General features: G+C 68.9%; 24 protein-coding genes and 1 tRNA gene. 10 read left to right on the top strand and 15 right to left on the bottom strand.

Annotated features, from left to right (window positions below; genetic code table 11):
* Positions 1-36: 36 nt before the first annotated feature.
* From NO930_RS07045 to NO930_RS07030, 4 genes are all read right to left on the bottom strand, one after another.
* Positions 37-1,530: a sensor histidine kinase gene (locus NO930_RS07045; protein ID WP_256402959.1), complete on the bottom strand. Its 1,494-nt coding sequence runs from the start codon at positions 1,528-1,530 to the stop codon at positions 37-39.
* An 84-nt stretch (positions 1,531-1,614) separates the two neighbouring features.
* Positions 1,615-4,209: a DNA topoisomerase I gene (locus tag NO930_RS07040; RefSeq protein WP_256402958.1), complete on the bottom strand. Its 2,595-nt coding sequence runs from the start codon at positions 4,207-4,209 to the stop codon at positions 1,615-1,617.
* Positions 4,210-4,279: 70 nt separating this feature from the next.
* Positions 4,280-5,533 (bottom strand): DR2241 family protein, encoded by a 1,254-nt coding sequence (locus NO930_RS07035; RefSeq protein WP_425601441.1) that lies wholly within the window; start codon positions 5,531-5,533, stop codon positions 4,280-4,282.
* A 2-nt stretch (positions 5,534-5,535) separates the two neighbouring features.
* Entirely contained in the window at positions 5,536-6,405 is an 870-nt protein-coding gene (locus tag NO930_RS07030) for a CbiX/SirB N-terminal domain-containing protein (RefSeq protein WP_137782798.1), read from the bottom strand.
* A gap of 143 nt (positions 6,406-6,548) precedes the next feature.
* Here NO930_RS07030 and NO930_RS07025 point away from each other — a divergent pair, with 143 nt between their 5' ends.
* The 6 genes from NO930_RS07025 to NO930_RS07000 all read left to right on the top strand — a co-directional run bounded on the left by NO930_RS07025 (position 6,549) and on the right by NO930_RS07000 (position 11,849).
* Positions 6,549-7,067: a DUF7523 family protein gene (locus NO930_RS07025; RefSeq protein ID WP_137782799.1), complete on the top strand. Its 519-nt coding sequence runs from the start codon at positions 6,549-6,551 to the stop codon at positions 7,065-7,067.
* 204 nt (positions 7,068-7,271) lie between these two features.
* Complete coding sequence (locus tag NO930_RS07020; protein WP_256402957.1) at positions 7,272-8,087, top strand: hypothetical protein; 816 nt, start codon at positions 7,272-7,274, stop codon at positions 8,085-8,087.
* A 67-nt stretch (positions 8,088-8,154) separates the two neighbouring features.
* On the top strand, positions 8,155-8,961 hold the full coding sequence (pheA, locus tag NO930_RS07015) for a prephenate dehydratase (protein ID WP_137782801.1): 807 nt from the start codon (positions 8,155-8,157) through the stop codon (positions 8,959-8,961).
* Between the two features lie 94 nt (positions 8,962-9,055).
* Positions 9,056-9,433, top strand: a complete 378-nt coding sequence (locus NO930_RS07010) for a DUF7562 family protein (protein ID WP_137782802.1) — start codon at positions 9,056-9,058, stop codon at positions 9,431-9,433.
* 141 nt (positions 9,434-9,574) lie between these two features.
* Positions 9,575-10,471, top strand: a complete 897-nt coding sequence (locus tag NO930_RS07005; RefSeq protein ID WP_256402956.1) for an E3 ubiquitin ligase family protein — start codon at positions 9,575-9,577, stop codon at positions 10,469-10,471.
* A gap of 76 nt (positions 10,472-10,547) precedes the next feature.
* On the top strand, positions 10,548-11,849 hold the full coding sequence (locus NO930_RS07000; protein WP_137782804.1) for a ribonuclease catalytic domain-containing protein: 1,302 nt from the start codon (positions 10,548-10,550) through the stop codon (positions 11,847-11,849).
* Between the two features lie 27 nt (positions 11,850-11,876).
* Here the strand turns inward: NO930_RS07000 and NO930_RS06995 are convergent, their stop codons facing one another.
* The 3 genes from NO930_RS06995 to NO930_RS06985 all read right to left on the bottom strand — a co-directional run bounded on the left by NO930_RS06995 (position 11,877) and on the right by NO930_RS06985 (position 14,191).
* The gene (locus NO930_RS06995; protein ID WP_256402955.1) at positions 11,877-12,602 is read right to left on the bottom strand and encodes a MaoC family dehydratase; all 726 of its coding nucleotides are present in this window, start codon (positions 12,600-12,602) and stop codon (positions 11,877-11,879) included.
* 139 nt (positions 12,603-12,741) lie between these two features.
* The gene (locus NO930_RS06990) at positions 12,742-13,986 is read right to left on the bottom strand and encodes an MFS transporter (RefSeq protein WP_256402954.1); all 1,245 of its coding nucleotides are present in this window, start codon (positions 13,984-13,986) and stop codon (positions 12,742-12,744) included.
* 70 nt (positions 13,987-14,056) lie between these two features.
* On the bottom strand, positions 14,057-14,191 hold the full coding sequence (locus tag NO930_RS06985) for a hypothetical protein (RefSeq protein ID WP_255511552.1): 135 nt from the start codon (positions 14,189-14,191) through the stop codon (positions 14,057-14,059).
* 454 nt (positions 14,192-14,645) lie between these two features.
* Between NO930_RS06985 and dpsA the strand changes: the two genes are divergently transcribed.
* Complete coding sequence (gene dpsA, locus NO930_RS06980; protein WP_137782806.1) at positions 14,646-15,191, top strand: DNA starvation/stationary phase protection protein DpsA; 546 nt, start codon at positions 14,646-14,648, stop codon at positions 15,189-15,191.
* Positions 15,192-15,245: 54 nt separating this feature from the next.
* Here dpsA and NO930_RS06975 read toward each other — a convergent pair whose 3' ends face one another.
* From NO930_RS06975 to NO930_RS06950, 6 genes are all read right to left on the bottom strand, one after another.
* Entirely contained in the window at positions 15,246-15,602 is a 357-nt protein-coding gene (locus NO930_RS06975) for an amphi-Trp domain-containing protein (protein ID WP_137782807.1), read from the bottom strand.
* A 2-nt stretch (positions 15,603-15,604) separates the two neighbouring features.
* A complete protein-coding gene (locus NO930_RS06970) occupies positions 15,605-15,772 on the bottom strand; it encodes a hypothetical protein (protein ID WP_256402953.1) in 168 nt (55 codons plus the stop codon).
* 61 nt (positions 15,773-15,833) lie between these two features.
* A complete protein-coding gene (locus tag NO930_RS06965) occupies positions 15,834-16,235 on the bottom strand; it encodes a metal-dependent transcriptional regulator (protein ID WP_256402952.1) in 402 nt (133 codons plus the stop codon).
* A gap of 11 nt (positions 16,236-16,246) precedes the next feature.
* On the bottom strand, positions 16,247-16,408 hold the full coding sequence (locus NO930_RS06960) for a hypothetical protein (RefSeq protein WP_158298366.1): 162 nt from the start codon (positions 16,406-16,408) through the stop codon (positions 16,247-16,249).
* A gap of 75 nt (positions 16,409-16,483) precedes the next feature.
* Positions 16,484-17,149, bottom strand: coding sequence for a thermonuclease family protein (locus tag NO930_RS06955; protein WP_256402951.1), 666 nt, complete (start codon positions 17,147-17,149; stop codon positions 16,484-16,486).
* 670 nt (positions 17,150-17,819) lie between these two features.
* A tRNA-Ala gene (locus NO930_RS06950) sits at positions 17,820-17,891 on the bottom strand.
* A 275-nt stretch (positions 17,892-18,166) separates the two neighbouring features.
* On the opposite strand from NO930_RS06950, the gene NO930_RS06945 reads away from it, so the two are divergent.
* From NO930_RS06945 to NO930_RS06935, 3 genes are all read left to right on the top strand, one after another.
* Entirely contained in the window at positions 18,167-18,916 is a 750-nt protein-coding gene (locus NO930_RS06945; protein WP_137783172.1) for a DUF120 domain-containing protein, read from the top strand.
* Positions 18,916-19,629, top strand: a complete 714-nt coding sequence (gene ribB, locus NO930_RS06940; RefSeq protein WP_256402950.1) for a 3,4-dihydroxy-2-butanone-4-phosphate synthase — start codon at positions 18,916-18,918, stop codon at positions 19,627-19,629. Before NO930_RS06945 ends, ribB begins: the two co-directional genes overlap by 1 nt.
* 322 nt (positions 19,630-19,951) lie before the next feature.
* Positions 19,952-20,881 carry a branched-chain amino acid transaminase gene (locus NO930_RS06935; protein ID WP_256402949.1) on the top strand — a complete coding sequence of 310 codons (930 nt, stop codon included), beginning with the start codon at positions 19,952-19,954 and terminating at the stop codon, positions 20,879-20,881.
* Positions 20,882-20,951: 70 nt separating this feature from the next.
* Here NO930_RS06935 and NO930_RS06930 read toward each other — a convergent pair whose 3' ends face one another.
* Entirely contained in the window at positions 20,952-21,746 is a 795-nt protein-coding gene (locus tag NO930_RS06930; protein WP_256402948.1) for a DUF502 domain-containing protein, read from the bottom strand.
* Positions 21,747-21,844: 98 nt separating this feature from the next.
* The gene (locus NO930_RS06925) at positions 21,845-22,684 is read right to left on the bottom strand and encodes a proline dehydrogenase family protein (RefSeq protein WP_256402947.1); all 840 of its coding nucleotides are present in this window, start codon (positions 22,682-22,684) and stop codon (positions 21,845-21,847) included.
* Positions 22,685-22,695: the final 11 nt, after the last annotated feature.

The raw sequence follows: 22,695 nt of genomic DNA, 5'->3' as shown, positions 1-22,695 counted from the left end.
GCAGGAACACCGGTCGAACGACCTCGACCGCACCGCTCACCCGGTCTCGGACGTCTTGAGTTCGATCTCGATCCGACTCCCGCCGTCGCTGCTCTCGGTGATGTTGAGCGTCCCGCCGCTCGCCCCGACGATCCAACTGACGTACCAGAGTCCGAGGCCGCTCGCGTGGTCCAAGGGCGTCTCCTCGCCGGTGAGCACCGCTCGCTCGGCGGGGGGAATACCGGGGCCGTCGTCGTCGACGACCAGCGACGTCCACGACTCGCTCGGCAGCTCCGCGGCCGAGATCTCGACGCGCGGGTGCTCAGTGTCGTTGTGTCGGATCGCGTTGTCGACGAGCTCCGCGAGCGCCTCGGCGAGATAGCCGATCGCGGTGACGGTGACTCCCCCGGGTACGTCGACGTGGATCTCGGCGCGCTCGCGGGGGTCTCTCGGCAGCGACGCGATCGCCTCGGCGACGGTCTCACGGAGGTCGAGCGGCTGCGGATCCGGCCGGTCGGCGAGCAGTCGCTCGACTTTTCGCGCCGTCTCGCCGACCCGAAGCAGCCGCTCTGCGGTGTCGACGACGCGGTCGAGTTCCGCGGCGCGTTGCGGGTCGTCGGTGGCCTCGATCGCCCGTTCCGTGAACCCCGTCACCACGTTGAGGTCGTTGCGGAAGTTGTGTCGTAACACCCGCGTCAACACGGCGAGTCGCTCCTCTCGGAGCGAGGTCGCAGTCACGTCCTCGCCGATCCCGATCGCGCCGACCACCTCGTCGCCGTCGGTGATCGGTCCGAGCGTGAGCCGGTAGGCGACGCGCTCGCCGGCGCGGGTGAGAAGCGTCACCTCGCGGTCGGCGATGTCGCCGTCGCGGTACACCCGTCGGAGCATCTCGGTGACGCTCGCCCCGACCGCGTCGCTTCCGCGGTCGGGACCGGACTCGACGAACAGCGAGGTGAGTTCGGTCGACGACAGTTCGCGTCCCTCGTAGCCGGTGTCCGCGGCGAACTGATCGTTCCATCGGTGGAGAGTGCCGTTCGCGGTGCACTCGAACAACGCGCCCGGAAGCGTCGACGCGATCGCCTCCGTGACGCGCAGCTGTGACCGCAGTTGGCTCTCGGCTCGAAGGCGGTCCGTGACGTCGGTGACCCCGACGATCAGCCACTCGTCTCCGTCGACCGTCGACAGCCGCGGCGTGAGTTCGAGCCGTTGTCGACTCTCATCTCCGTCGACCGCTTCCGTCTCCACCGCGACCGTGCCGGCGTCACCGTCGGCGGTTCGGGCGCGGTCGATCGCCGTGTCGACCGAATCGCCGTCGACTGTGGTCCCGGCGGCAGTGAGGGTGGACAGATCGAGCACCCGCAGCGCCGCGGGCTCCCGATCGAGGAGGGAGACGGCGGGTGAGTTCGCCGCCCGGATCGCGTGCGTCTCCGGATCGCACGCGAGCGCCGGCGTCGGCATCGCGGACAGCACCGACCGGAGGGCGGGCGACACGGGGCCGTCTCCGGACGGGAGATCTCCGCTCGACCCGCCGTCGCCCTCGCGGCGTTCCATCGCTACCTCTGTCGACGCGGTCGCGACTTATTGGTTTGGGGGTGGGATCGACGGAATCGCCGACGGAGCCGTTCGATCGCCGCGTCAGTCGGCGTTCGCCTGCCAGTCGCGGACCGTGTCGGGGCCGACGCCGTCGACGTCGGCCGCGAGTTCGTCCGGGTCGACCGACTTGAGGTCGTCGACGCCGGCGACGCCAGCCGCCTGCAGCTTCGCGGCCGTCTTCTCGCCTATCCCCTCGACGGCCTGTAGCTCGGATCCCTTCTGTCGGGCCGTGAACTCCCGGTAGTTACAGATCGGACAGCCAAGCTCCCACGGCTCGTCGCCCGAGTGGACGCGGAGGTGGGGGAGGTCGTGCTCCTCGCAGGTCTCGTCCGTGACCTCGATCTCGCCGCGACGGGGGAGCGGCAGCGAGTAGTCACAGTCGGGGTAGCGCGTACAGCCGACGAGTCGGGAGCCGGAGCGGAGCCGCTTGATCGCCAGCTTCCCCCCGTGCTCGTCGCCGCAGTCGGGACACGTGCCGATCACCTCGTCCTCCTGTTCGTCCGCCTCGTCGGCCTTGCACTGCGGACAGCCGTGGACGAACGTCTTCCGCCCGGCGAGCATCTTCACGTGCCTGAGGTCGTGCTCCTCGCAGGTCTCGTCGAGGATGAGCGGTTTGCCCGTCGAGGGGAGCGGCAGGGTGTACTCGCAGTCGGGGTAGCCGTCACAGCCCACGAAGTACGACCCCTGCCTGGACTTCCGAACGAGCAGGTCCGAGCCGCACTCGGGACAGGGCCCGAGCGTCTTGTCCGCCTTCAGCGACTTCTGGAGGTGATCTCCGACCGCCTCACGCGACTCGGTGAGGTCGTCGAACACGCGTTCGAGCAGCTCGCGCGACTCCGCGGTCACCTCGTCGTACTCCTTCTCGCCCGCCGCGATCGCCTGCATGTCCTGTTCCAGTTGGGCGGTCATCTCCTCGCTCACGACGTGTTCGGCGAACTCCTCTGCGGCCTCGACGACCGCCTCCGCGAGCCGGGTCGGTCGCGGCGGGTCGCTCTCGATGTAGTTTCGGTCGTAGAGCTTCTCCAAGGTGCGGTGCCGGGTCGCCTTGGTTCCGACGCCGCGCTTTTCCATCTCCTCGATGAGTCGCGACTGACCGTAGCGGCGCGGCGGCTGGGTCTCTTTGGCCTCGGTGTGTCGCTCGTCGAGCGCGAGCGTCTCGCCGACCTCCACGTCGGGGACGATCCGCTCGTCGCTGGAGCGGTACGGATAGACCTCGTGGTAGCCGGCAGAGAGCAGGCGCTTCCCGTTCGCCTTCAGCCGGAGCCCGCCGTCTGCGACGAGGTCGGCCGGGCCGTCCGCGTCCTCGGTGGTCCGGAGCGCGGCGAGCCCGTCCGCGCGCTCGGCGATGGGCGTCGCCTCCCCGTTCGCGAGCGCGACGACGCGCAGCCGCTCCCACGTCGCGGGCTCGGCACAGGTCGCGAGGAACCGCCGCACGACGAGCTCGTACACCTCCCACTCGTCCTCCGAGAGGTCCGACGCCGAGGGGATCTCGCCGGTGGGGTGGATCGGCGGGTGGTCCGTCGTCTCCTCGTCGCCCTCGGTTGGCTCTATCTCGTCCAGTTCCAGCAGGCTCGCGGCGTCGGAGCCGAACGTCGAGGCGGAAGCGAGGTCTTCGAGAAGCTCTCGGGGCTCCAAGTCCTCGGGGTACACCGTGTTGTCCGTCCGCGGGTACGTGAGGTAGCCGTCGGTGTACAGGTCCTCCGCGAGCGACATCGCGCGCTGTGCGGAGTAGCCCAGCGAGCCCGCAGCGCGGATGAACGCCGTGGTGTTGAACGGCGTCGGCGGGTCGTCAGTCTGGGTCCGGCGGGTCACGTCGTCGACGACGGCCGCCTCGGCCGCGTCGAGCGCCTCCGTCAGGATCTCCGCTGTGTCCCCGTCCCAGACGCGCTCGGCCTCGTTGCCCTCGTCGTTCAGGTAGAAGTAGCGCGCCTCGAAGGGGTCGCCGCCGGACTTGGTCAGGTTCCCGTACAGCTCCCAGTAGGACTCGGGGTCGAACGCCTGTATCTCGCGTTCGCGGTCGACGATCAGCTTGAGCGTCGGCCCCTGCACCCGGCCGACGGAGATGAAGTCGTCGCCGAGCTGGCGGGCGGAAAGCGAGAGGAACCGGGTGAGCGCCGCGCCCCACGTGAGGTCGATCACCTGCCGGGCCTCCCCGGCGGCGGCGAGATCGAAGTCCAGGTCGTCGGGGTTCGCGAACGCCTCCCGCACCTCGTTTTCCGTGATCGAGGAGAACCGGACGCGGTCGATCGGCGCGTCCTCGTTGACCTCGCGGACCAGTTCGTACGCCTCCTTGCCGATGAGTTCGCCCTCGCGGTCGTAGTCGGTCGCGATCGTCACCCGAGAGGCGTTTCGCGCGAGCGTGCGGAGGGCCGCGACGATCCCCTCTTGAGTGGGTTGTTTCGTCGTCGGAGCGTCGATGAGTTCGACCGGCTCCACGTCGCGCCAGTCGTTGTACTCCGGCGGGAAGTCGACGCCGACGACGTGCCCGGAGAGGCCGATACAGCGCTTGCCGCCCCACTTGTACACGTTCACGTCGTTTTTCCGCTCCGCCGTCGCGGACTCGCCGCTCAGGATGTCGGCGATGCGCCGGGCGGCGTTGTCTTTCTCCGTGATTATCAGTTCGGGGCCGCGACTCATTGCGCCGAGATACGCCGGTCCTGCGTCTAAAGGTTTCGTGACACAGCGTAAGATCGCGCGTGCGAGGATTCTACTCCTCTGCGTCCTCGTCGGTCGGCACGCCGCCGAGGTTCCCCTCGTCGTCGAACCGCTTGGCGCGGAGGAACCGCGCTCGGTACCGGTTCGCGCCCTCCTTCGTGTCGGCCTCGCGGATCTCGTCGATCCGACCGTCGGCGACCGCATCGATGATGTCTTCCACCTGCTCTTTCTCGCTCGGCGTCAGTTCGAACTCGTAGGTTCGCGGCTGCTCGCTCTCCAGTCTGGTCCACTTGCGCGCGGCGCTCACGACGACCGAGCAGGGCTCCCGGCAGGGGAAGGCGCCGTCGCCGCCGTCGACGTCGAGTTCGGTGTCTGCGTCGTACTCCCACTCGCGCCGTTTGAGACACTGTGAGTCGTCACAGCAGGCCTCCGCGACCCAGTTGACGTGCTCGTGGCCCTCGCCGCGGTCCCACGTCTTGACCACGCCGTAGATGCCGGACTGCCGCTCCATCGTCTCGCGCCAGTGAGTCACGTCGAGGTCGCCCTCGCGCTCGCGGTGCCAGTTGGCGACCGTCGCGGGGTAGACCGTCTCGACGACCTCGTAGGCGTCTCTCGGGCCCAGATCGGCGAACACCCACCCGTCCCGCAGCGTGGGCGCGGTCTTGAGGGGGCGGTAGCGACCCTTCTCGTCCAGTTTCACGATCTCGCGGGCGTCGAGCGGGTCGTCGTGGGCGTCCAGCTCGTCGATCGGGACGCCGGCGTCGTCGGCGTGACGCACGTCGTACCGGCGCTCGCCGCGGTCGGTGACCCGAGCCGTGACCCGAAGCTGCCCCCACGCGCGTTCGATCCCCTCGGCGAGCGCGGCGTACCGCGCCGCGACGGTCGCCCCGTCGGCGTCCTCGATCCACCGCAGGAACGCGCGCCGGGGACCGAACTCGCCGACGACGCGCTCGAAGGCGTACCAGTCCGTGACCGCGGGGGCGCGCTCGGCGAGCGCCGCGTGGAGTTCGCGCTCGCTCAGTCCCGTTCGGGGGTCGTCGCCGGCGGGATCGAGGACGTAGCGGGCGTCGGCGTCGTCAGCGCGGTCGCCGCCCGAGACGGCGACAGCGAACCCCTCGAACCGGATCGGTTCGGGCGCTCCCTCGTCGGGATCGGCGCGCTCTCCGAGCGCGTCGAGGACGGCGTCGAACGCGTCGCTCGGGAGGTCGATATCGGGGACCGCGGGCTCGGAATCGGCCGCCTGCGTCTCGGTCGGCGAGCCGTCGTCGTCCGTTTCGCGGTCCGCGTCGGGAGACTGGTCCGCCACGGTCAGTCCCCCGTGGCGACGCGGGTCGTCTCGCGCACGTCGTCGAGCGCGGTCCCGAGGTCCGCCCCGGCGTCGGCCGCGCGCTCCAGTACCACGTCGGCCATGAGCGGCTCCGTTCCCACCGCGCCCGCGTACCAGATCCGCGTGTCCTCGACCGCGGTCGGCACGTCGTACCCCTCGGTGTGATCTTCACAGAGTCCGACGTCCTCAGGGATGTCCTCTTGGGTGTGGTAGCCGTCGGCGATGAAAAGCGGGACCAAGACGACGTCGTCGCTCTCGAAGAAGTCGGGGAGGTCGTCGACCTCGGGCTCTTCGTCCATGTACAGCGCCTCCACCTCGTCGAAGCGGTCGCGCTCCGCGATCCGGTCTGCGTGGTACTCGATCGCCTTCGCCGAGTTCTCGTTGCGCTCGGTGCCGTGGCCGACCACCGCCAGCCCGAACCCCTCGCCTACGTCGGGGTCGTCCGTGACCGACTCCGCGCGCCGGACGATCACGTCCGTCATCGCGCGGTGGGTCCCCACCGGGCCGCAGTAGCGGACCTCGCGGTCGATGTCCTCGGCGACGAGCGTGGCCTGGTCGGCGGAGAGGCCGTCGGAGCCCCACGCCGAGACGTCCCACCCGTCGAGCCGAAGCTCGCGGGGGATCACCTGCTCCGTGAAGTACCCCTCGGAGACGAAGAGCGGGACGACGTACACCTCGTCGCCCTCGACGGTGCGGAGCACCTCTCGGAAGTGCGGCTCCTCCTTCCAGAATCCGGTCTTCACCTCGTCGAACGCGCCGGTCGCGCGGATCGTGTCCGCGTGGTCGTACGTCGGCGCGCTCGACTCCGGATTCAGGTGCGAGCCGTGTGCGACGATGACGAGCGACTGCATACCGGTTCTGGGGGCGCGCCGCTCTTAGGGACTTCGGAGCGTGCGAGCGCGCGGGAATCCGCTTCGCTGCGCGTTCGCCGGGTCCGCGTCGACGCCCTCCCCGCGACCGAAACGGCCATGTCCGTCGGCGCGGAGCGACCACCATGTCGCTCGCAGCAGACGCACGCGAGGCGGTTCGAGAACGGCCGTTCCTCCGCGACGCGCTCCGCGCCGGCGTGGTGAACCACAGCGCCGCCGCCGCGTGGCTCGTCGCCGACGCCGACCTCGACGGCGACGTCGACGCGGTCGCGACCGCGCTCCGCCGGTTCCGATCGGAGCTTCCCGCCTACGAGACCGCGGGACGCGACGTCAGCGTCTCGATGCGGAGCGGGGTGACGGTAGTCCACGACTGCGACGGCGAGGGGCCGGCGGCCGACGCCCTCGTCCGCCTCGGCGACGCCGCCCTCTGCGAGGGCGGCTCCGACACCGCGATCCTCGCGACCGGCGATGTCGACGCGGCGGCGCTCGCGACGGTCCTCCGCCGCCTCGACGCGGCGGACGTTCGCCCCTCTGTCGCCGCCGTCGTGGGTGACTCGCTCGTCGTCGCCGTGGAACGTCGCGACGGTCCGACTGCGGTGCGGATCGTCGAGGCCGCTCTGACGGCCGTCCCGACCGACGAGTGAGACGACCTCTCGGTCCGGCTCTCGGCGTGCGATCCGGCTGTCTCGGTTCCGCGTCGCAGCCGCCGCGCGCGAAGCCGAACGGACCGGTTCCAGCTCCCGTTCGGGCAGTCCGACGCCTGGCTCCGGTGCGGCCACAGTCGTGTCATGTCATAACATGTACTATAACTGCTCAATTTATTAATGTATAGGATATAACGGGTACTGATGGACACACGCCGGCGTCGGTGGGAAGATGGCGCGACTATCCTCTACGACCGGGCGGTCCGGATCCCGCTCCCGAACGTCGACGCCGAACGGACGCTCCGCGACCACATCACGAGCTTCGCGGACGCCAGCGTTCGCCGGAGCGAACTGCTCGCCGACCCGGACCTCCCGCTCACCGAGGCGTACGGCGTCGAGCTCGACGAGATGCACCGCGGATTCGAGCATCAACTCCGACAGCTCACGGGTGAGGACTACCGCGAGGTCGCGGACGCGTACCTCCGGGGCGAGCGCGACGACTGGGTCGGTGCCCTCGCAGTGTACTACCTGGAGTGTTACTATCGGCTGCAAGAGCGGCTGACGCTCGACGAGGAGATATTCCTCTTGGCGGTGCTCCGGTATCCGGACTGTTTCACCGTGAACCTCAGCTTCGCCGTCGGCGAGGTCGGCGGCGACGCCGTCCACTACGAGTCGCCGCGACACGCCGACACGGACCTCACCACCGACCACCACGAGCGGTACTTCGCGGAGTGCCAGTACTCACAGCGGCAGGCGGCCGAGTACATCAGCGACCGGATTCATCACGTCCGCGACGCCGTTCCGGACCCGGACTCGACGCCTTTCGACGAGCGAAAGTACGGCGGGTTCATTTACGTTACCGGGCGACAGGGATCGGTGTTCTCGGAGTACCTCGGGCCGCTCGACCCGGACCCGGACCGCTTCGACGACGACGCCACGGTTCCGGGACTGGTTCCGGAGGGACCAGAGCTCGAACGCGCGAAACGAGAGCTTCTCGACGGCTCGGAGTTCGTCGCCTGAGGGCACCGCGTCCGTTCGTTTCCGCGCACCCGCACGCTTTTCAGCGGTGACCGTGTTGGTGCGGTCGATGAACGCCGTCACGCTCGGTCCCGCCGGCACGTACTCACACCGCGCGGCGCGAGCCGTCGCCGCCGAGGTGTCGTTCCGTGAATCCGTCACCGCCATCGTCGACGCGGTCGCGTCCGGCGAGTTCGAGCGCGGTGTCGTCCCGATCGAGAACAGCATCGAGGGCTCCGTCACGGAGAGCCTCGACGCCTTGGCCGACTACGACGTCGCGGTCACCCGCGAGGTCGTCACGCCGATCCGCCACGCGCTCTTAGCGCAGGGACCGGAGTTCGAGGTCGTCGCCAGCCACTCGCAGGCGCTCGCGCAGTGTCGCAACTGGCTGGAAGCGGAGCACCCGGACGCCGGCCTCGAAGCGGTCGCCTCGACCGCCCGCGGCGTCGAGCGCGCCCGCGAGGACGCCCGCGTCGCCGGGATCGGCCACCCCGACAACGCCGGCGACGACCTCGAGATCCTCGCCGAGGACATCCAGGACCGCACCTCGAACGCGACGCGGTTCCTGGTGGTCGCGCCCGCGTCCGCCCGGTCCGACGCCGGCGGCAAGACCACCCTGATCGTCTACCCGAACGCGAACTACCCCGGACTGCTCTTGGAGCTCTTGGAGGCGTTCGCCGACCGCAACCTCAACCTCTCGCGGATCGAGTCGCGTCCGAGCGGCGAGCGCCTCGGCGACTACCTGTTCCACTTCGACGTCGACGCCGGGCTCTACGAGGAACACATGCGTCAGGCCGTCGACGACGTCGAGGCGATAGCCGACAACGGGTGGGTGCGCGTGCTCGGGTCGTACGACACCGAACACGTCTTGGAGTAGCCCGAACCGACGGCCGCCGGGTCGCCCGCCGCGTCGTCGGACGAGCGTCAGCCGCGCACCAAATGCTAAGTACGGCGGGACCGAGGCTGTCCGTATGTGGCGAGCCCGGAGAAACCGGGACCGGCGGACGGTGATCTGCATCGCGTGTGGGGACTCGGTGCTGCGCGAGGACGCGCGCGAGTACGACAAGGAGGGCGACCGCTGGAGCCGGCGCGACAAGGAGTTCGAGTACCTCTGTACCGACTGCGACGACGACATCTGCCACCAGCCGCGCGACGGCCTCGAATCGCTGATCCTCTCTATCGAGTCCGACGGCCTCTCGCGCGAGGAGTTCCTCGACCGGTACGCCGACGCCGTGGAGGCGGACGCGACGGACGGCGACGGTTCGGCGACGGACACGTTCGGCGAGACGGACGCGTACGACGCCGGCCGTTCGGACGACACGTCCGAGCGAACCGACAGGGACCGCTGACGCCGGCCCCGCAGCGACCGCTACGACCCCGCCGCGACCGCGTACCGACCCCTATACCGCTACGACCCCGCCGCGACGGCCTCCGGCGTCGCCCGCCCGACCGATACGCATTCCTGCCGTGGGCCGCTACCGGCTCGTCGCATGCTCGCCCTCCCCAAGCCGTCCGTACCGCCCTCACCAGCGCCTCTCCAAACAGCGGTCGACGTCGTCCCGACGCTGATCGGCGTCGCCGCGGCCACGGTCGGAGTCGCGTTCCTCGCGTACGGCGCGCGGGGTTCGCTAGACGCGGTTCGTGTCCTCCGCGCCGCGCCGACCGACCCCCGATCGCTCCGCGAGGGCGACAGTCGCGTCCGGCTCTCCGGACGCGCCGAGACCGTGCCGGAGCGGGCTTCAAAGAGGTCGCCGTCCGCCGACTCGTCCGGTCGCGACAGCCCCGAAGACGATGACGCGACGCTCCCCGCCCCGTTCTCCGACGAAGCGTGCCTCTGTTGTGCCTACGACGTTTCGGAGTACCGCAGCCAGGGGAAGGGGCGATCGTGGGTCACGGTCGACTCCGGAGAGGCGGGAGTTCCATTCCGCGTCGCGACCGGCGGGTCCGCCGTCCGCGTCGATCCCGCGGCCGCAGAGTTCGTCTTCGGCGTCGACGAGGAGTATGAACTCGACGCCGGCGAGCGCCCGCCCGAGCGGATCAGGCGGTTCACCGACGCGTTCGAGGAGGTCGAGGAGACCGACACCGGCTACGAGTTCGGGCCGCTCACCATCGGCGACGATCCCCGGCGGCGCTACCGCCAGCGCCTGCTCCGCCCCGGCGACGAGGTGACCGTGATCGGCGACGCCGAGTCGTTCCCCGACGCGCCAGTCGGCGAGGTGAGATCGGCGATAGCGACCGGGTCGCCGTTCGTCGTCGGCGACGCGTCCGCACGGCAGGTCGCGCGCCGGCTGGTGGGGCGATCGGCGGTGCCCGTCGTCCTCGGGATCGTCTCGTTCGTCGTCGCCGCGCTCGCGCTGTCGCCGCTTGTCGGCGGGGTCGTCCGGTGACGCGACCGCGGTCCGCGATCGGCGACGCCGTCGGTTCCCCGACAGGCCTTTCTAACGCACGCGCGTTGGTCGCCGTATGACTGCCGACGAGCCGAAACCCGGGTCCGCCGAGGACCAAGGCCCCGTGACGATCACGCCGGCGCTCGCCGATCGACTCGCCGAGAAGCGCGAGGAACTGTTCGAGGAGTTCGAGATCCGCGACGAGTTCCCGAGTGAAGTCCTCCGCGAGGCGGAGGCCCGGACCGAGGGAGTCTACGAGGAGATCGAATCGGAGATCGACGAGCGGCGCGACCTCCGCGAGTTGACGACGTGGACGACGGACCCCGTCGACGCGCAGGACTTCGACGACGCCATCTCCATCGAGCGGGAGGACGACGCCTACCGGCTGTGGGTCCACATCGCCGACGTCACCCACTACGTCACGCCCGACACCGCGATGTGGGAGGAGGCGGTCGAGCGCGCGAACACGGTGTATCTCCCCGATTACACGATCCACATGCTCCCGCCCGTGCTCGCGGAGACCGTCTGCTCTCTCGTCCCGAACGAGGACCGACTCGCACACACCGTGGAGATGGAGATCGACGAGGAGACGCTCTCCTTCGAGGACATCGACATCTACAAGTCGGTGATCAACTCGGACGAGCGGCTCACCTACAACGAGTGCGAGGAGCGGCTTGAGGACCCCTCGCTCCCGCTCGGCGAGGAGAACGCGCTCGCGTTCGAGCTTGCGGACCAGATGCACGAACAGCGCAAGGCGGACGGCTCGCTCGTGTTGAACCCGAGCCGCGACCGCGCGCACACCATCATCGAGGAGTCGATGCTGAAGGCGAACAAGGCGGTGACACACACCCTGATGTGGGACCGCGGCGTCGAGGCGATGTACCGCGTCCACCCGCAGCCGACGCCCGACCAGTGGAACGAGGCGCTAAAAGAGATCCAAGAACTCGACGGCGTCTCGATCCCGGGCGACGCGTGGGGCGACGACCCGCGGAAGGCGGTCAACGCCGCGTTGGAGACCTCTCCCGGCCGCCAACTCAACAAGATCCAGCGGGCGGTGCTGAAGGTGATGCCCCGCGCGAAGTACATGAACGACCCGTTCGGCGGCCACCACGCGCTCAACTTCGACATCTACGGCCACTTCACCTCGCCAATCCGCCGACTCTCGGACACGATCAACCACTGGATCGTCCACGAGAACGACGTGCCGGAGAACCTCCTCGAACTCTGTGACCACGCCAGCGACAAACAGAAAGACGGCGAGACCGCAGAGCGGCTCTACAAGCAGTTCCTCCAAGAGGAGGGGCTCGACCCGCACGCGGTGAACAACCGCGGCGTCGAGGTCGTCGAGGACCCCGAGGAGGCGAAACACACGGCCTGAGTCGGCTCGCGCTACGGCCCGGCCCGTTCAGCTCAGGTCCTCCGGCTGCGTGCCGATGCCCTCCGGCCATCCGGTCGGCTGCGCCGCGCTCGGCTCCGCGTGCGACCGTTTCAGAACCATCACCGTGCGCTCTAACGAGAGCACGAGGTCGCCGTTCTGGTTGTACGCGCGCAGCCCGGTGGTGACGATGCCGACGTGGTCGCGCGAGGACGACTCCCGCTTTTCGAGCACCTCCGACTCCGCGAAGATTGTGTCGCCGTGAAACACGGGCTCGTGGTGGCGGATGTCGTCGTAGCCGAGGTTCGCCGTCGCGTTCGCACTCACGTCGATGACGCTCATGCCGACCGCGAGCGCGATGACGAAGGTGCCGTCGACGAGGCGCTCGCCGAACTCCGTCTCCGCGGCGTACGCCTCGTTGAAGTGCATCGGATTGAGGTTCATCGACAGGTTCGTGAACCAGACGTTGTCCGTCTCGGTCACCGTCCGCCCGTAGGGGTGTTTGTAGACGTCGCCGACCGCGAAGTCCTCGTAGTAGCGGCCCTGCCACCCGGCGACCAGCCGGCGCTCCGTGCCGCCGTCTGTCACGGGCGTCTCCTCCGATGCGGTCGGTCCGGTTGCGGGCCTCTCGGCACCGACTCCGTCGATTTCGTCGGTTCCGTCCCCGGCGCGTCCGGCGTTCGGCGTGGTCGTCGCGTCCGGCGTGGTCGTCGTCTTCGATTCGCTCTGATCGTGCGTCTCGTTCGCTCGTCCCATACGCCCGCGACGGCGAACCCGAAAAAGAGCGTTGCGTTCGCGCGCGAGTCGCCGACTCGTCTACGGTCTCGGCCTCGCCGACGCGGCCGAGCGGTCAGTTCCGGCGGTCAGTTCCGGTTCCGGCGGTCAGTTTCAGCGCTCAGTCCCGCCGCGTCGCGAGCCGCACGACCGCGGTCGCACAGAGCGCGCCGACGGTCGCGATCCCGGCCAGCACCACGAACAGCTCGTCCGGTCCCGCTCTGGTCAGGACCGTGCCGGCGAGCGCCGCGCCGAGCGACCCGACCCCGAAGATGGCGAGGTAGGTGAAGCCGAAGGAGAGTCCGCGGGAGTCGGGCGGCGAGTACGCGGCGACCGTCGCCTGCGAGAGCGGCTGGACGGTGAACAGCGCGACGCCGAGGAGCAGCGACACCGCGAGAAACGCCGCGGTGGTCTCGCTCGCAGGAGCGAAAAGCAGCGCGAGCGCGGCCAGCACGGACATGAGGCCGATCAGCCCGCGTTCGGGGCGGACCCGGTCGGCGATGCGTCCGCCGAGGTACTGGCCGAACACCCCGACGGTGAGGACGGCGACGTACAGGTACCGCGCGAGGTCGAACTCCTCGGCGTAGGGGCTCTCGGGGTCGATCAGTTGCACGTCGACGAGCCCCGAGAGCACGTCTCCGAGCAGATCCGGGAGGAAGGTGAGGAACGTTCGGTAGTAGAGCCCGCTCGACACGGCGAACGCCAGCACGAGCACGAACCCGCCGGCCATGAGCGCCCGCGTGTCGCCGACGACGCTGTGGAGCGTCATCGCCGTCGTGTCGGTGTCCGAGCCGCCGCGACCGCTCTCCGCCGACTCCTCGCCGACGTCGACGGTCGCGCCGTAGCCCGCGACGAGGAGCGCCGGGACGGCGAGCAGCGCGGCGACGACCTCCCAGTCGAAGGCCAAGAGGAGGAGCGCGGTCGCGAGCGGCCCGAGGGCGATCCCGAGGTTGCCGCCGATACCGTGATACCCGAGGGCGGTGCCGCGCCGGTCGACAGACGTCGATATCAGCGCGAGTCCCGCCGGGTGGTAGACGCTCGCGGTGACACCCCAGAGCGCGATCGCGAGCGTGAGAATCGGAAGGGTGGGAGCGAGGCTCACGAGGAGAAACGACCCGGCCATGCCGCCCAGACACGCGATGATGAGCGGCTTCGAGCCGATCCGATCGACGAGGATCCCGCCGGGGAGCGCGCCGATCCCGAACAGGCCGTAGCCGATCGTGACGACTCCGCCGAGCGCCGCCGCAGTGGTGGAGAACTCCGCGATCCACACCGTGAGCAGGATCGGTATCGAGAGTTCGTAGGTGTGAACTAGCGCGTGGGCACCCGCGGTGAATCCGACGATCCGGCGCTCGGCTGCGTCCATCGAACCGACGTTTGCCGTCGGCGCTGATAGGTGCCGGGGTTCCCGTCGGGGTTGCCGCGAGGCGGTCGAGCTACACGAAGTTGAGGTACGTGTACACCAGTAGTCCGACGGAGACCACGCTCACGAGTACCAACCACCCGATCATGATCGCACCCATCTGGCGATGCGTGAGGTTCTGTCCCTCGAGTATCTCTGAGACGCCCATAGCGGCACCAATTCACTGAGAGTATATAATGGGTCTGTCTCGCGCAGGCGTCATCGCCACGCCGAGTGGGCGGAACCGCGCTCCCCGGCGGAGGGATACGGTCGGACGCGACCGAGTCCGCACGCGGAGTGCGGCCGTCGAGGCCGGTCGTCAGCGCTCACGGACCTCCCCCCAACTGTCGGGAGACGAGCAGCCGTTCGACCGCGGGCGTGCTGTCGCTGCGGTCACAGAGAAAGCATAATCATCCAGAAAGGTCATGGAGATATCGTGCGGTAATCGATCGGTATCCCACGCCACTTCGACTTCCCAAAACGGCCCTCAGAGGCACGGAAAGCCGAACAAAGCGACGTTACCGCATCTCTTCTCAGAACCTACCGGTCGGGTTTAGGCCGTGCGAAAAATTGTCCACTTACTGAAAAATTTTAAGTCGGTGGGGAACGAACGTAGGGGCGTAATGAGCACACAGAAGACCGTCCGGCAGGAGGCTGGCACCGTCGGCGAGAATCCGGTCCGGCTCGACGAGGAAAAGGCCGCACAGATCATCGAGGCACTGAACGCGGATCTCGCGGACGCGTACGTGCTCTACCACCAACTGCACAAACACCACTGGAACGTCGAAGGCGCGGAGTTCCTCGAGGTCCACGTGTTCTTACAGGAGGTGTACGAGGACGTCGAGGACGCGGCCGACGAGCTCGCGGAGCGGCTTCAGGCGCTCGGCGGCGTGCCGCACGCGAGCATGCCGGCGCTCGTCGAGAACGCCACGGTCGAGGCCGAAGACGAGGACGTCTACGACGTCCGCACGTCGCTGTCGAACGATCTCGAGATGATGGGTGACATCATCGAGAGCTACCGCGACCACATCGAACTCGCCGCCGGTCTCGGCGACTACGCGACCGAGGAGATGCTGCGCGAACAGCTCGAGACGATCGAGGAACACGCCCACCACATCGAACACTACCTCGAAGACGACACGCTCGTCCTCGACTCCGCGGCGAACTGACGGGAGACGCCGCTCCGTCCCGTTGGTACGCTCAGAAGTTTTTCTGCCAGCGCTTCACTCCACGTCCGGCGCGCTCTCGTCGGTCCGCCCCGGCAGCTCCAGTTCGATCTCCAGTTCGGGTTCGTCGACGCCGTCGAAGTCGATCTCCAGTTCCACCGGCTCGCCGAACGCGAAGGGCAGCGTCCACTCGTCGGTAGAGATCGTCAGGTCGTCGGCGTCGCGGAGCTGTTCGCCCACGTCGATCAGGAACGACCCCGCTTCGGCCGCGTCCAAGCGGTACGCCTGTTCGAAGTCTCGGCCGGTCCTGATGACCGCGCGGTCGTCGGCAGCGCTGTCGGCTACGGTGTCGTCGTCGATGTCGTCGGCAGCGGCGGCACTGTCGTCGTCGGCACCGGAGTCTGTGTCGGCCATCGTCACCGGGTCACGTCGATGGTCACGTCGCTCGCGATCCATCCGTCCGTGTTCCCCGATTCGAGGAACACCGACGTCCCGGGACAGCTCTCACAGAGCGATATCTCGGGTCCGTCGCGTGGCTCGGGGGGCGACTCCGGTTCGGAACGAGACTGGGTACCAGCGGCCATTGCCAGTGTTTAGGCAGGCCTAAAACAAAAAGGGTGCGGTTTTCACCGAGACGGCGGGTCGTCACGAGTCGGAGACGAACTGGTGGTTCTCGGGTGGCCCGGGGTCGGCGTCGAGCGGAAGGGTCGACGCCAGCCGGTCGGCGACGAGCGGGCTCACGGTTCCGGCGAGTTCCATCGCCTCCGCCCGGTGATCGTCCAACCCGAGGACGGTCTCGAAGAACCGCAACAGTGTGACGTACGTGTCGTACAGTTCCGCCGCGGCCTCGCGTCCCTCGGGAGTCAGCGTCGCACCCTCGTAGGGTTCGTACGCGACCAGTCCCCGGTCGGCGAGCCGCTGAAGCATCTCCGTCGTCGCCGCGGGCGACCGGTCGACGGCGTCGGCGACCGTTCCGGGCGAGACCGGGGCGGCGTCCCGCTTCTCGGCGAGGAACACGACGAGGAGGTACTGCGAGTCATCGCTCATCGATCCGCGTCTCACCCCTCTACGGACCGACCGTCACTCGCGTCGTCGCGGGCCGTCTCCGAGCGGTCCTCCGGCTCGCCCGTCTCCTCGTCGGAACCGAAGAGCGCGAAGTAGAGCCACGCCTTTGCGTGTGCGCGCGTCCGCCTCGCGGAGCCGCGGTCGTCGCTTCGCATGGTTTTAGGCTACCCTAAAAGAATATAACTGCTTCGGTTTTTAGGCCTGCCTAAATGTCGCCGGTGGCGGGCGCGTCAGCGCGTGGGAACCGACGTGGAGGCGGGGCGGCCGATATCGCGTCCGGGTGCCGGATCGGAACTGCTCACCGGTTCGAAACCCCACAGTCCGACGCCGCCCTCGCGTGCGTCCCGTTCCGCGTCACGGAACGCGTCGCGCATGGTGAACCGGCTGTCGTACAGCCGCGCGTAGCCGTTCGCGAGAAGCCGCTCGTTGACGTTCTCACCGTCGAGGTACACGTATGCGAGGAGTCGACCGAACCCGCCGCGGCGGTCCGCGCGCTCGTCCGTCTCGATCCGGACCGTCTCCCCCGCGAGCGTCTCGGCCGCGTACCGAGCCGCGTTCTGTCCCCACGCGTGGAGGTGATCGCGCCCGGCGGACGTGTCCGGAATTCCCTCGAACTCGTCCGGAGTGACGGACTCGCGAGACGTCTCGGGGGCGTCGACGCCCAACAGTCGGACGGTGTCCGTCTCGCCGTTCGGAAACGCGACCTCGATCGTGTCGCCGTCGATCACCCGCGTGACGGTCACGACCCACGCGGTGCCCGTTTCCGGACCGCCCGAACCCGTCGGCTCGGCCGCATCGGTCGACGGCGACGGCTGATCGCCGGTTTCCGCGAACCCGCCACACCCGGCGAGGAGGACGAGCAGCGTCACCCCGAGCACCGCGATCGTCTCGTTCACGCGTCTCCGGTTCAGTCGCACCCACAAGAATCGTTTGACCCGTGTTCGCCCGGCGTTCGTCCGGTGACGCAGAGACGCCCGGCGCGTCTACCACGCGGGAGCGTCGACGGTGATGGCGGCAGTCGACCGCGTGACGGCCGCGGCCGCGACGCGAGCACAGATATAGACGGTGGTTGCGGGGTCACCGAGCGCAAGCGCCTCCCGACGATTGGACTCGCCTCCGCGTTGGGATCGACCGGGCTCGCCGCGAGGACGGTCGTTGTTTCGGCGAGTACGCCGTAGCACGCGAGGATCGCGGACCTGCTGTGCGAGAGCCGCACCCGATCGAAAGACAGTTTTCACGACTGCCTGCTAGTTCCTCACCGCCGGGGCACGAGGTGTGAACTGTCAGAGGCGCACTGCTCTGCCCGGTTCGTCCGTTCCGGTCGCTCATGCGGACCGCCTCCGTTTCACGACGGATCGGTCCCGACGGCGTCGGAGTGGGCCGGGAGTTCCGGTGAACTCTCTCAGCGCCGATGGTAGTAGCTACATAAGTGTCGAAGCCAAACGGCCGTGAGAGAACGCGAGACTCGACTCTCTGGTCCTGAGGAGTCGAGTGAAATTCAGACGAACTCGCGGGGGTCCCGTGAGCACAGCGAACGGGACCAAGCGAGGGAACGAACGAAGTGAGTGGACTCGCGGGGATTTGAACCCCGGGCCTCTTCCTTGCGAAGGAAGCGATCTGCCGCTGATCTACGAGCCCTCATCGTCGACCAATCGCCGTTCGTATTTGTACCTTACCTTTCTTCGACCTGCACGCGAGTCATTCTCAGTCGCCAGCGCCACGCGAGGGGGTCTGCGAGACCGACGGGATTAGGTGGCTGCCGCACCGAACCTCGTGTACGCAGCGTCGTCGACGCCGTGTCCGTCGTGCGTCGTCCGCGCACCGATACGACGCCCCCTCCCGCAGTAAATAACGATATTGAGACGCATCCCATATTCGTTACACTTTTGCGTTCGCGGGTCCCAGATCGGAACATGGCAGAAGCGACGGCGGCGACGGACCTCGACCCGGCCGCGGTAGCGGCCCTGAAACACGTCGGGCTCGTCGGCGGCTTAACCGAGACGAAGGTGTCGTGTGCGGCGCTCGGCGACCGCCTCGACGCCTCGACGCAGACCGCTTCTCGGCGGCTCCAGAGCCTCGAATCCGCGGGGTACGTCGAGCGCGACGTGGTCGGCGACGGCCAGTGGGTTCGGGTCACCGAGGCGGGAGAGGCGGCGCTGCGCGCGGAGTACGCCGACTACCGCCGGCTCTTCGAGACCGACGTCGACCTCGTCCTCCGCGGTGTGGTCACGAGCGGGATGGGCGAGGGACGACACTACATCACTCTCTCCGGCTACGCCGAGCAGTTCCGGTCGCGGCTCGGCTACGAGCCGTTCCCCGGCACGCTCAACGTCGACCTGAGCGAGGAGAGCGTCCGCCGCCGCGGCGAACTGACCGGAATCGAGGCGGTGCCGATAGACGCCTGGGAGGACGACGACCGGACCTACGGCGCGGCCTCGTGTTACGGCGTCACCGTCGTCGCCGGCGACGAGCGCTACGAGGAGGTCCACGCGATAGTCCCGGACCGTACGCACCACGACGACGACCAACTGGAACTCATCGCACCGGAACGCCTCCGCGACGCCCTCGGGCTCGACGACGGGAGCGAAATCGAGATCCGCGTGGCCGCGGCCGAGCGGGCGGACGACACGGCGACAAACAGCGTCGAGACGGAGGTGGCCTGATGCGCGTCGACGCCGACGGGCCGGACACCGGCCGTCCGACCGCCGATAGCTCGCCGGTCGACCGGGCGCTCGACGCCTTCCGCGCCGGCGATCCGGTCTGCGTCCACGACTTCGCGGACCGCGAGGGGGAGACGGACATCGTCTACCCCGCGGGCGCGGTCGACGAGGCCGCGGTCGCGCACATGCGAAACGACGCCGGCGGGCTGATCTGCGTCGCCGTCGACGACCCCGTCGCGGACGCGTTCGGTCTCCCGTTCCTCGCGGACGCTCTCGACCATCCCGCCGTCGACGACGACCCCGCGTACGACGACCGCTCCTCGTTCTCGCTTCCCGTCAATCACCGCGAGACGTTCACGGGGATCACGGACGAGGACCGCGCCCGGACGATAGTCGAGTTGGCGGCCGCGGCCGCGGCCGTCGACGGCGACCCCGACGGGTACGGCCCCGACGACTTCGCGGCCGAGTTCCGCGCGCCCGGCCACGTCCACGTCCTCCGCGGCGCTCGCGACGGGCTCGACGGCCGGACCGGCCACACCGAACTCGGGCTCGCGATGGCCGAGGCGGTCGACGCCGCGCCGGCCGCCGTGGTCTGTGAGATGCTCGACGACGAGACGGGCTCGGCGCTGTCGCCCGGGGACGCCGCCGCCTACGCCGAACGACGGGGGATCCCCTACGTCGAGGGCGCGGACCTCGTCGACGCGCTCACGGACTGACTCCGAGCCACCGCCGCCCCGCAGCGGTCGGCGCGTGCCGACGAGCGGCCGACAGTGGCGGCCGCGAGTCGCTCGCGCGAGGGAGGTCGGCGGCGGCCGCGATCCGGTGCGGTCCCGCGGCCGCCGCCGACCGAGGCTGGGGAGGGTGAGGTCGCGGTGCCGTGCGAGATGAGAATCGCACCGCCTCCGGGCCGTCGTCCGCCGGATCGAACGGATCGGTTGGGAGACGGGCCGACACGCCGCACGCGGCGCGTCCCGCCGAACCGGAAATCGGGGGCTCGTTTCTCATAAATTTAAGCCCGGAGGTCACGACCGCTCGTACATGGGATTCGACGAGATGGACGTCGACACGATCTGGAAGAACGGGGAGTTCCTCGACTGGGAGGACGCGACGACCCACGTTCTCACGCACGCGCTCCACTACGGAACGGGCGTCTTCGAGGGCGTCCGCTGTTACGACACCGAGGAGGGGCCGGCGGTCTTCCGGTGGGAGGAACACCTCGACCGGCTGTTCGACTCCGCGAAGCTGTACGATCTGGACATCGACCACTCGCGCGAGGAGCTCACCGAGGCGACGCTCGAACTCCTCGACCGGCAGGACCTGGAGTCCGGCTACATCCGACCGATCGCCTACTACGGGTACGACTCGCTCGGCGTCTCGCCCGCCGACTGTCCGACCGACGTCGTGCTCGCGGCGTGGCCGTGGGGCGCGTACCTCGGCGAGGAGGCGCTCAACGACGGCGTCGACGTGATGGTCTCCTCGTGGCGGAAACACGCCTCCTCGCAGGTTCCCACGAACGTGAAGACCACCGGCCTCTACGTCAACTCCATGCTCGCGGGCGAGGAGGCCCGCCGGAACGGCTACGTCGAGGCGATCGTCTTGAACAAGGAGGGGAACGTCGCCGAAGGGCCGGGCGAGAACATCTTCATGATCAACGACGGCGAGATCTACACCACCGGCCCCGCCCAGTCGATCCTGGAGGGAATCACCCGTGACACCGTCATCACGCTCGCCGAAGAGCGGGGATACGAGGTCCACGACGAGGCGATCATCTCCCGCGGACAGCTGTACACCGCCGACGAGCTGTTCTTCACCGGCTCCGCGGCGGAGGTGACGCCGATCCGATCCGTCGACGACACCGAGATCGGCTCGGGAACCCGCGGACCGATCACAGAGGAGCTACAGGACGCCTTCTTCGATCTGGTGGAGCGCCGCACCGACGACCACGACGACTGGTTCACGTACCTGTAGGCGGCTTCGACACCGCGCGCCGGTTACCACCGCTCGCGGCTCCGTCTGCTCCGGCCCAGTCTGCTCCGGGTTACTCTGCTCCCGTGCCGGTCTCCGCCGCTCCGTCCCCGTCGCCGCTCTCGCCGGACGCTCCGGTCCCGCCAGACGCTCCCTCCTCACCGGCCGCGCCGCGGTCGTCGCCCTCGGGGCGGTCTCGCTCTCCCGGGGTTCCGGCGGTAGAGACGCCGCCGAGGCCGCCCGGGCGACCGACGGTCCCGTCCGGTGCCGCCGCCTCCTCGACCGGGACCTGGTGGGCCGACTCCGCGAAGCCGGCAGAGAGGACGCGCGTCATCCCCTCCTCGACGGTCTCGCCGGTCTCTTCGATCTTCTCCGGCTCGACCTCGATGACGAATCCCGTCGTGATGTTTGGTGCGGTCGGCATGAACAAGACGATCTTACCGTCTCGCGTCTTCTTTCCGGTGCGGAACGCCGTCATCCGAATTCCCGGCCACGTCTCCAGGTACACCGGACTCTGGAGTTCGTCCGTCCCGGAGACGGCCGTCTCGATCGCGAGCTTCGAGGCGTTGTACACCACCCGCAACGCGGGGATACGGTTTATCGCGCCGTCGACCGCCGACTCCGCGAGCCGGCCGAGCGTCGTCCGCATGAAGTAGCCGACCGCGAGCACGACCGTCGCGAACACGGCGAGCGCGATGACGACCCGGGAGACGGGTTCTAGCGGCCCGGGGATGACCGCCGGCTGGAGGTCGTCGATGAGCGGGATCGAGGCGATGTAGCGGTAGATCCACTGGAGGACGAGGAGGAGCACCAACAGGGGCGCCAGCACGATGAGACCGCTGGCGAAGTCGCGTTTCCACGTGGACATCTATCGGATCGGTGTGCGGCGGGGGTTAAGAGAGCTTCTACGCCGGGTCGCGTCGCTGACCGGCTGCAGACCGGATCGACCGTCGACCAGACCTCGACTCACCGACCAAGGACCGCCCGGGCGGCGAACGTCAGGTTCTCCCGGCGCTCGCGGACGCGCCGGACGAAGTACGAGAGCCACGCGTCGCCGTACGGGGCGTACTGCGCCACGTCGATCCCCTGCGCCGCGAGGTCGCGCTGGGCGTCCTCGCGGACGCCCATCAGCATCTGCACCTCGTAGTCGGTCCCGAACTCCCGGGCGAGCCGGTCGGCGAGCGCGATCATCGCGGGGTCGTGGCTCCCGACGGCGACGCCGCGGTCGCGGTGTTCGAAGAGGTACCGCAGGTCCTCGCGGTACGCCTCGTCCACGGCCGCCTTGTCCGTGTGCGCGATCGACTCGGGCTCGTCGTACGCGCCCTTCACGAGCCGGATCGCGCCGGGAACGTCGACGAGGCGTTCGAGGTCCGCACGGGTGCGTCGGAGGTTCGACTGGACGCACTGGCCGACGCGCCACGGGTGGTCGGCGGCGATCGACGCGAAGGCGTCGAGGGTCGCGTCGGTGGTGTCTGCGTCCTCCATGTCACACCAGACGAACGCCCCCACCTCGTCGGCGCGGGCGACGATCTCGCGGTAGTGCGTCTCGAACAGGTCGGCGGAGACGTCGAGACCGAGCTGTGAGGGTTTCACCGAGAGGCAGGCGTCGAGGCCGCCGTCGGCGAGGTCGTCGAGCAGCGCGAGGTACGCGTCCACGTCGGCGCGGACGTCGCTCGGGTCGGTGTAGTGCTCGCCGAGCAGGTTCAGGACGACCGCGATGCCGTCCTCGTTGCACGCCCGCGCGTGGTCGAGGGCCTCCGGGACGGTCTCGCCGGCGACGAATCGACGGGCGACGGGCGGAATCATACCTGTACATT

This window comes from Halorubrum salinum, assembly GCF_024494575.1.
Taxonomy (GTDB): Archaea; Halobacteriota; Halobacteria; order Halobacteriales; family Haloferacaceae; genus Halorubrum; species Halorubrum salinum.
The sequence above is the reverse complement of the archived record's forward strand: the minus strand, read 5'-3'. Positions and strand labels throughout refer to the sequence as shown.

Excerpts from the sequence above, each read along its gene's own strand:
- NO930_RS07045 (WP_256402959.1), bottom strand. The coding sequence starts at position 1,530 with ATGGAACGCCGCGAGGGCGACGGCGGGTCGAGCGGAGATCTCCCGTCC.
- NO930_RS07040 (WP_256402958.1), bottom strand. The coding sequence starts at position 4,209 with ATGAGTCGCGGCCCCGAACTGATAATCACGGAGAAAGACAACGCCGCC.
- NO930_RS07030 (WP_137782798.1), bottom strand. The coding sequence starts at position 6,405 with ATGCAGTCGCTCGTCATCGTCGCACACGGCTCGCACCTGAATCCGGAG.
- NO930_RS07025 (WP_137782799.1), top strand. The coding sequence starts at position 6,549 with ATGTCGCTCGCAGCAGACGCACGCGAGGCGGTTCGAGAACGGCCGTTC.
- NO930_RS07020 (WP_256402957.1), top strand. The coding sequence starts at position 7,272 with ATGGACACACGCCGGCGTCGGTGGGAAGATGGCGCGACTATCCTCTAC.
- pheA (WP_137782801.1), top strand. The coding sequence starts at position 8,155 with ATGAACGCCGTCACGCTCGGTCCCGCCGGCACGTACTCACACCGCGCG.
- NO930_RS07010 (WP_137782802.1), top strand. The coding sequence starts at position 9,056 with ATGTGGCGAGCCCGGAGAAACCGGGACCGGCGGACGGTGATCTGCATC.
- NO930_RS07005 (WP_256402956.1), top strand. The coding sequence starts at position 9,575 with ATGCTCGCCCTCCCCAAGCCGTCCGTACCGCCCTCACCAGCGCCTCTC.
- NO930_RS07000 (WP_137782804.1), top strand. The coding sequence starts at position 10,548 with ATGACTGCCGACGAGCCGAAACCCGGGTCCGCCGAGGACCAAGGCCCC.
- NO930_RS06995 (WP_256402955.1), bottom strand. The coding sequence starts at position 12,602 with ATGGGACGAGCGAACGAGACGCACGATCAGAGCGAATCGAAGACGACG.
- NO930_RS06990 (WP_256402954.1), bottom strand. The coding sequence starts at position 13,986 with ATGGACGCAGCCGAGCGCCGGATCGTCGGATTCACCGCGGGTGCCCAC.
- NO930_RS06985 (WP_255511552.1), bottom strand. The coding sequence starts at position 14,191 with ATGGGCGTCTCAGAGATACTCGAGGGACAGAACCTCACGCATCGCCAG.
- dpsA (WP_137782806.1), top strand. The coding sequence starts at position 14,646 with ATGAGCACACAGAAGACCGTCCGGCAGGAGGCTGGCACCGTCGGCGAG.
- NO930_RS06975 (WP_137782807.1), bottom strand. The coding sequence starts at position 15,602 with ATGGCCGACACAGACTCCGGTGCCGACGACGACAGTGCCGCCGCTGCC.
- NO930_RS06970 (WP_256402953.1), bottom strand. The coding sequence starts at position 15,772 with ATGGCCGCTGGTACCCAGTCTCGTTCCGAACCGGAGTCGCCCCCCGAG.
- NO930_RS06965 (WP_256402952.1), bottom strand. The coding sequence starts at position 16,235 with ATGAGCGATGACTCGCAGTACCTCCTCGTCGTGTTCCTCGCCGAGAAG.
- NO930_RS06960 (WP_158298366.1), bottom strand. The coding sequence starts at position 16,408 with ATGCGAAGCGACGACCGCGGCTCCGCGAGGCGGACGCGCGCACACGCA.
- NO930_RS06945 (WP_137783172.1), top strand. The coding sequence starts at position 18,167 with ATGGCAGAAGCGACGGCGGCGACGGACCTCGACCCGGCCGCGGTAGCG.
- ribB (WP_256402950.1), top strand. The coding sequence starts at position 18,916 with ATGCGCGTCGACGCCGACGGGCCGGACACCGGCCGTCCGACCGCCGAT.
- NO930_RS06935 (WP_256402949.1), top strand. The coding sequence starts at position 19,952 with ATGGGATTCGACGAGATGGACGTCGACACGATCTGGAAGAACGGGGAG.
- NO930_RS06930 (WP_256402948.1), bottom strand. The coding sequence starts at position 21,746 with ATGTCCACGTGGAAACGCGACTTCGCCAGCGGTCTCATCGTGCTGGCG.
- NO930_RS06925 (WP_256402947.1), bottom strand. The coding sequence starts at position 22,684 with ATGATTCCGCCCGTCGCCCGTCGATTCGTCGCCGGCGAGACCGTCCCG.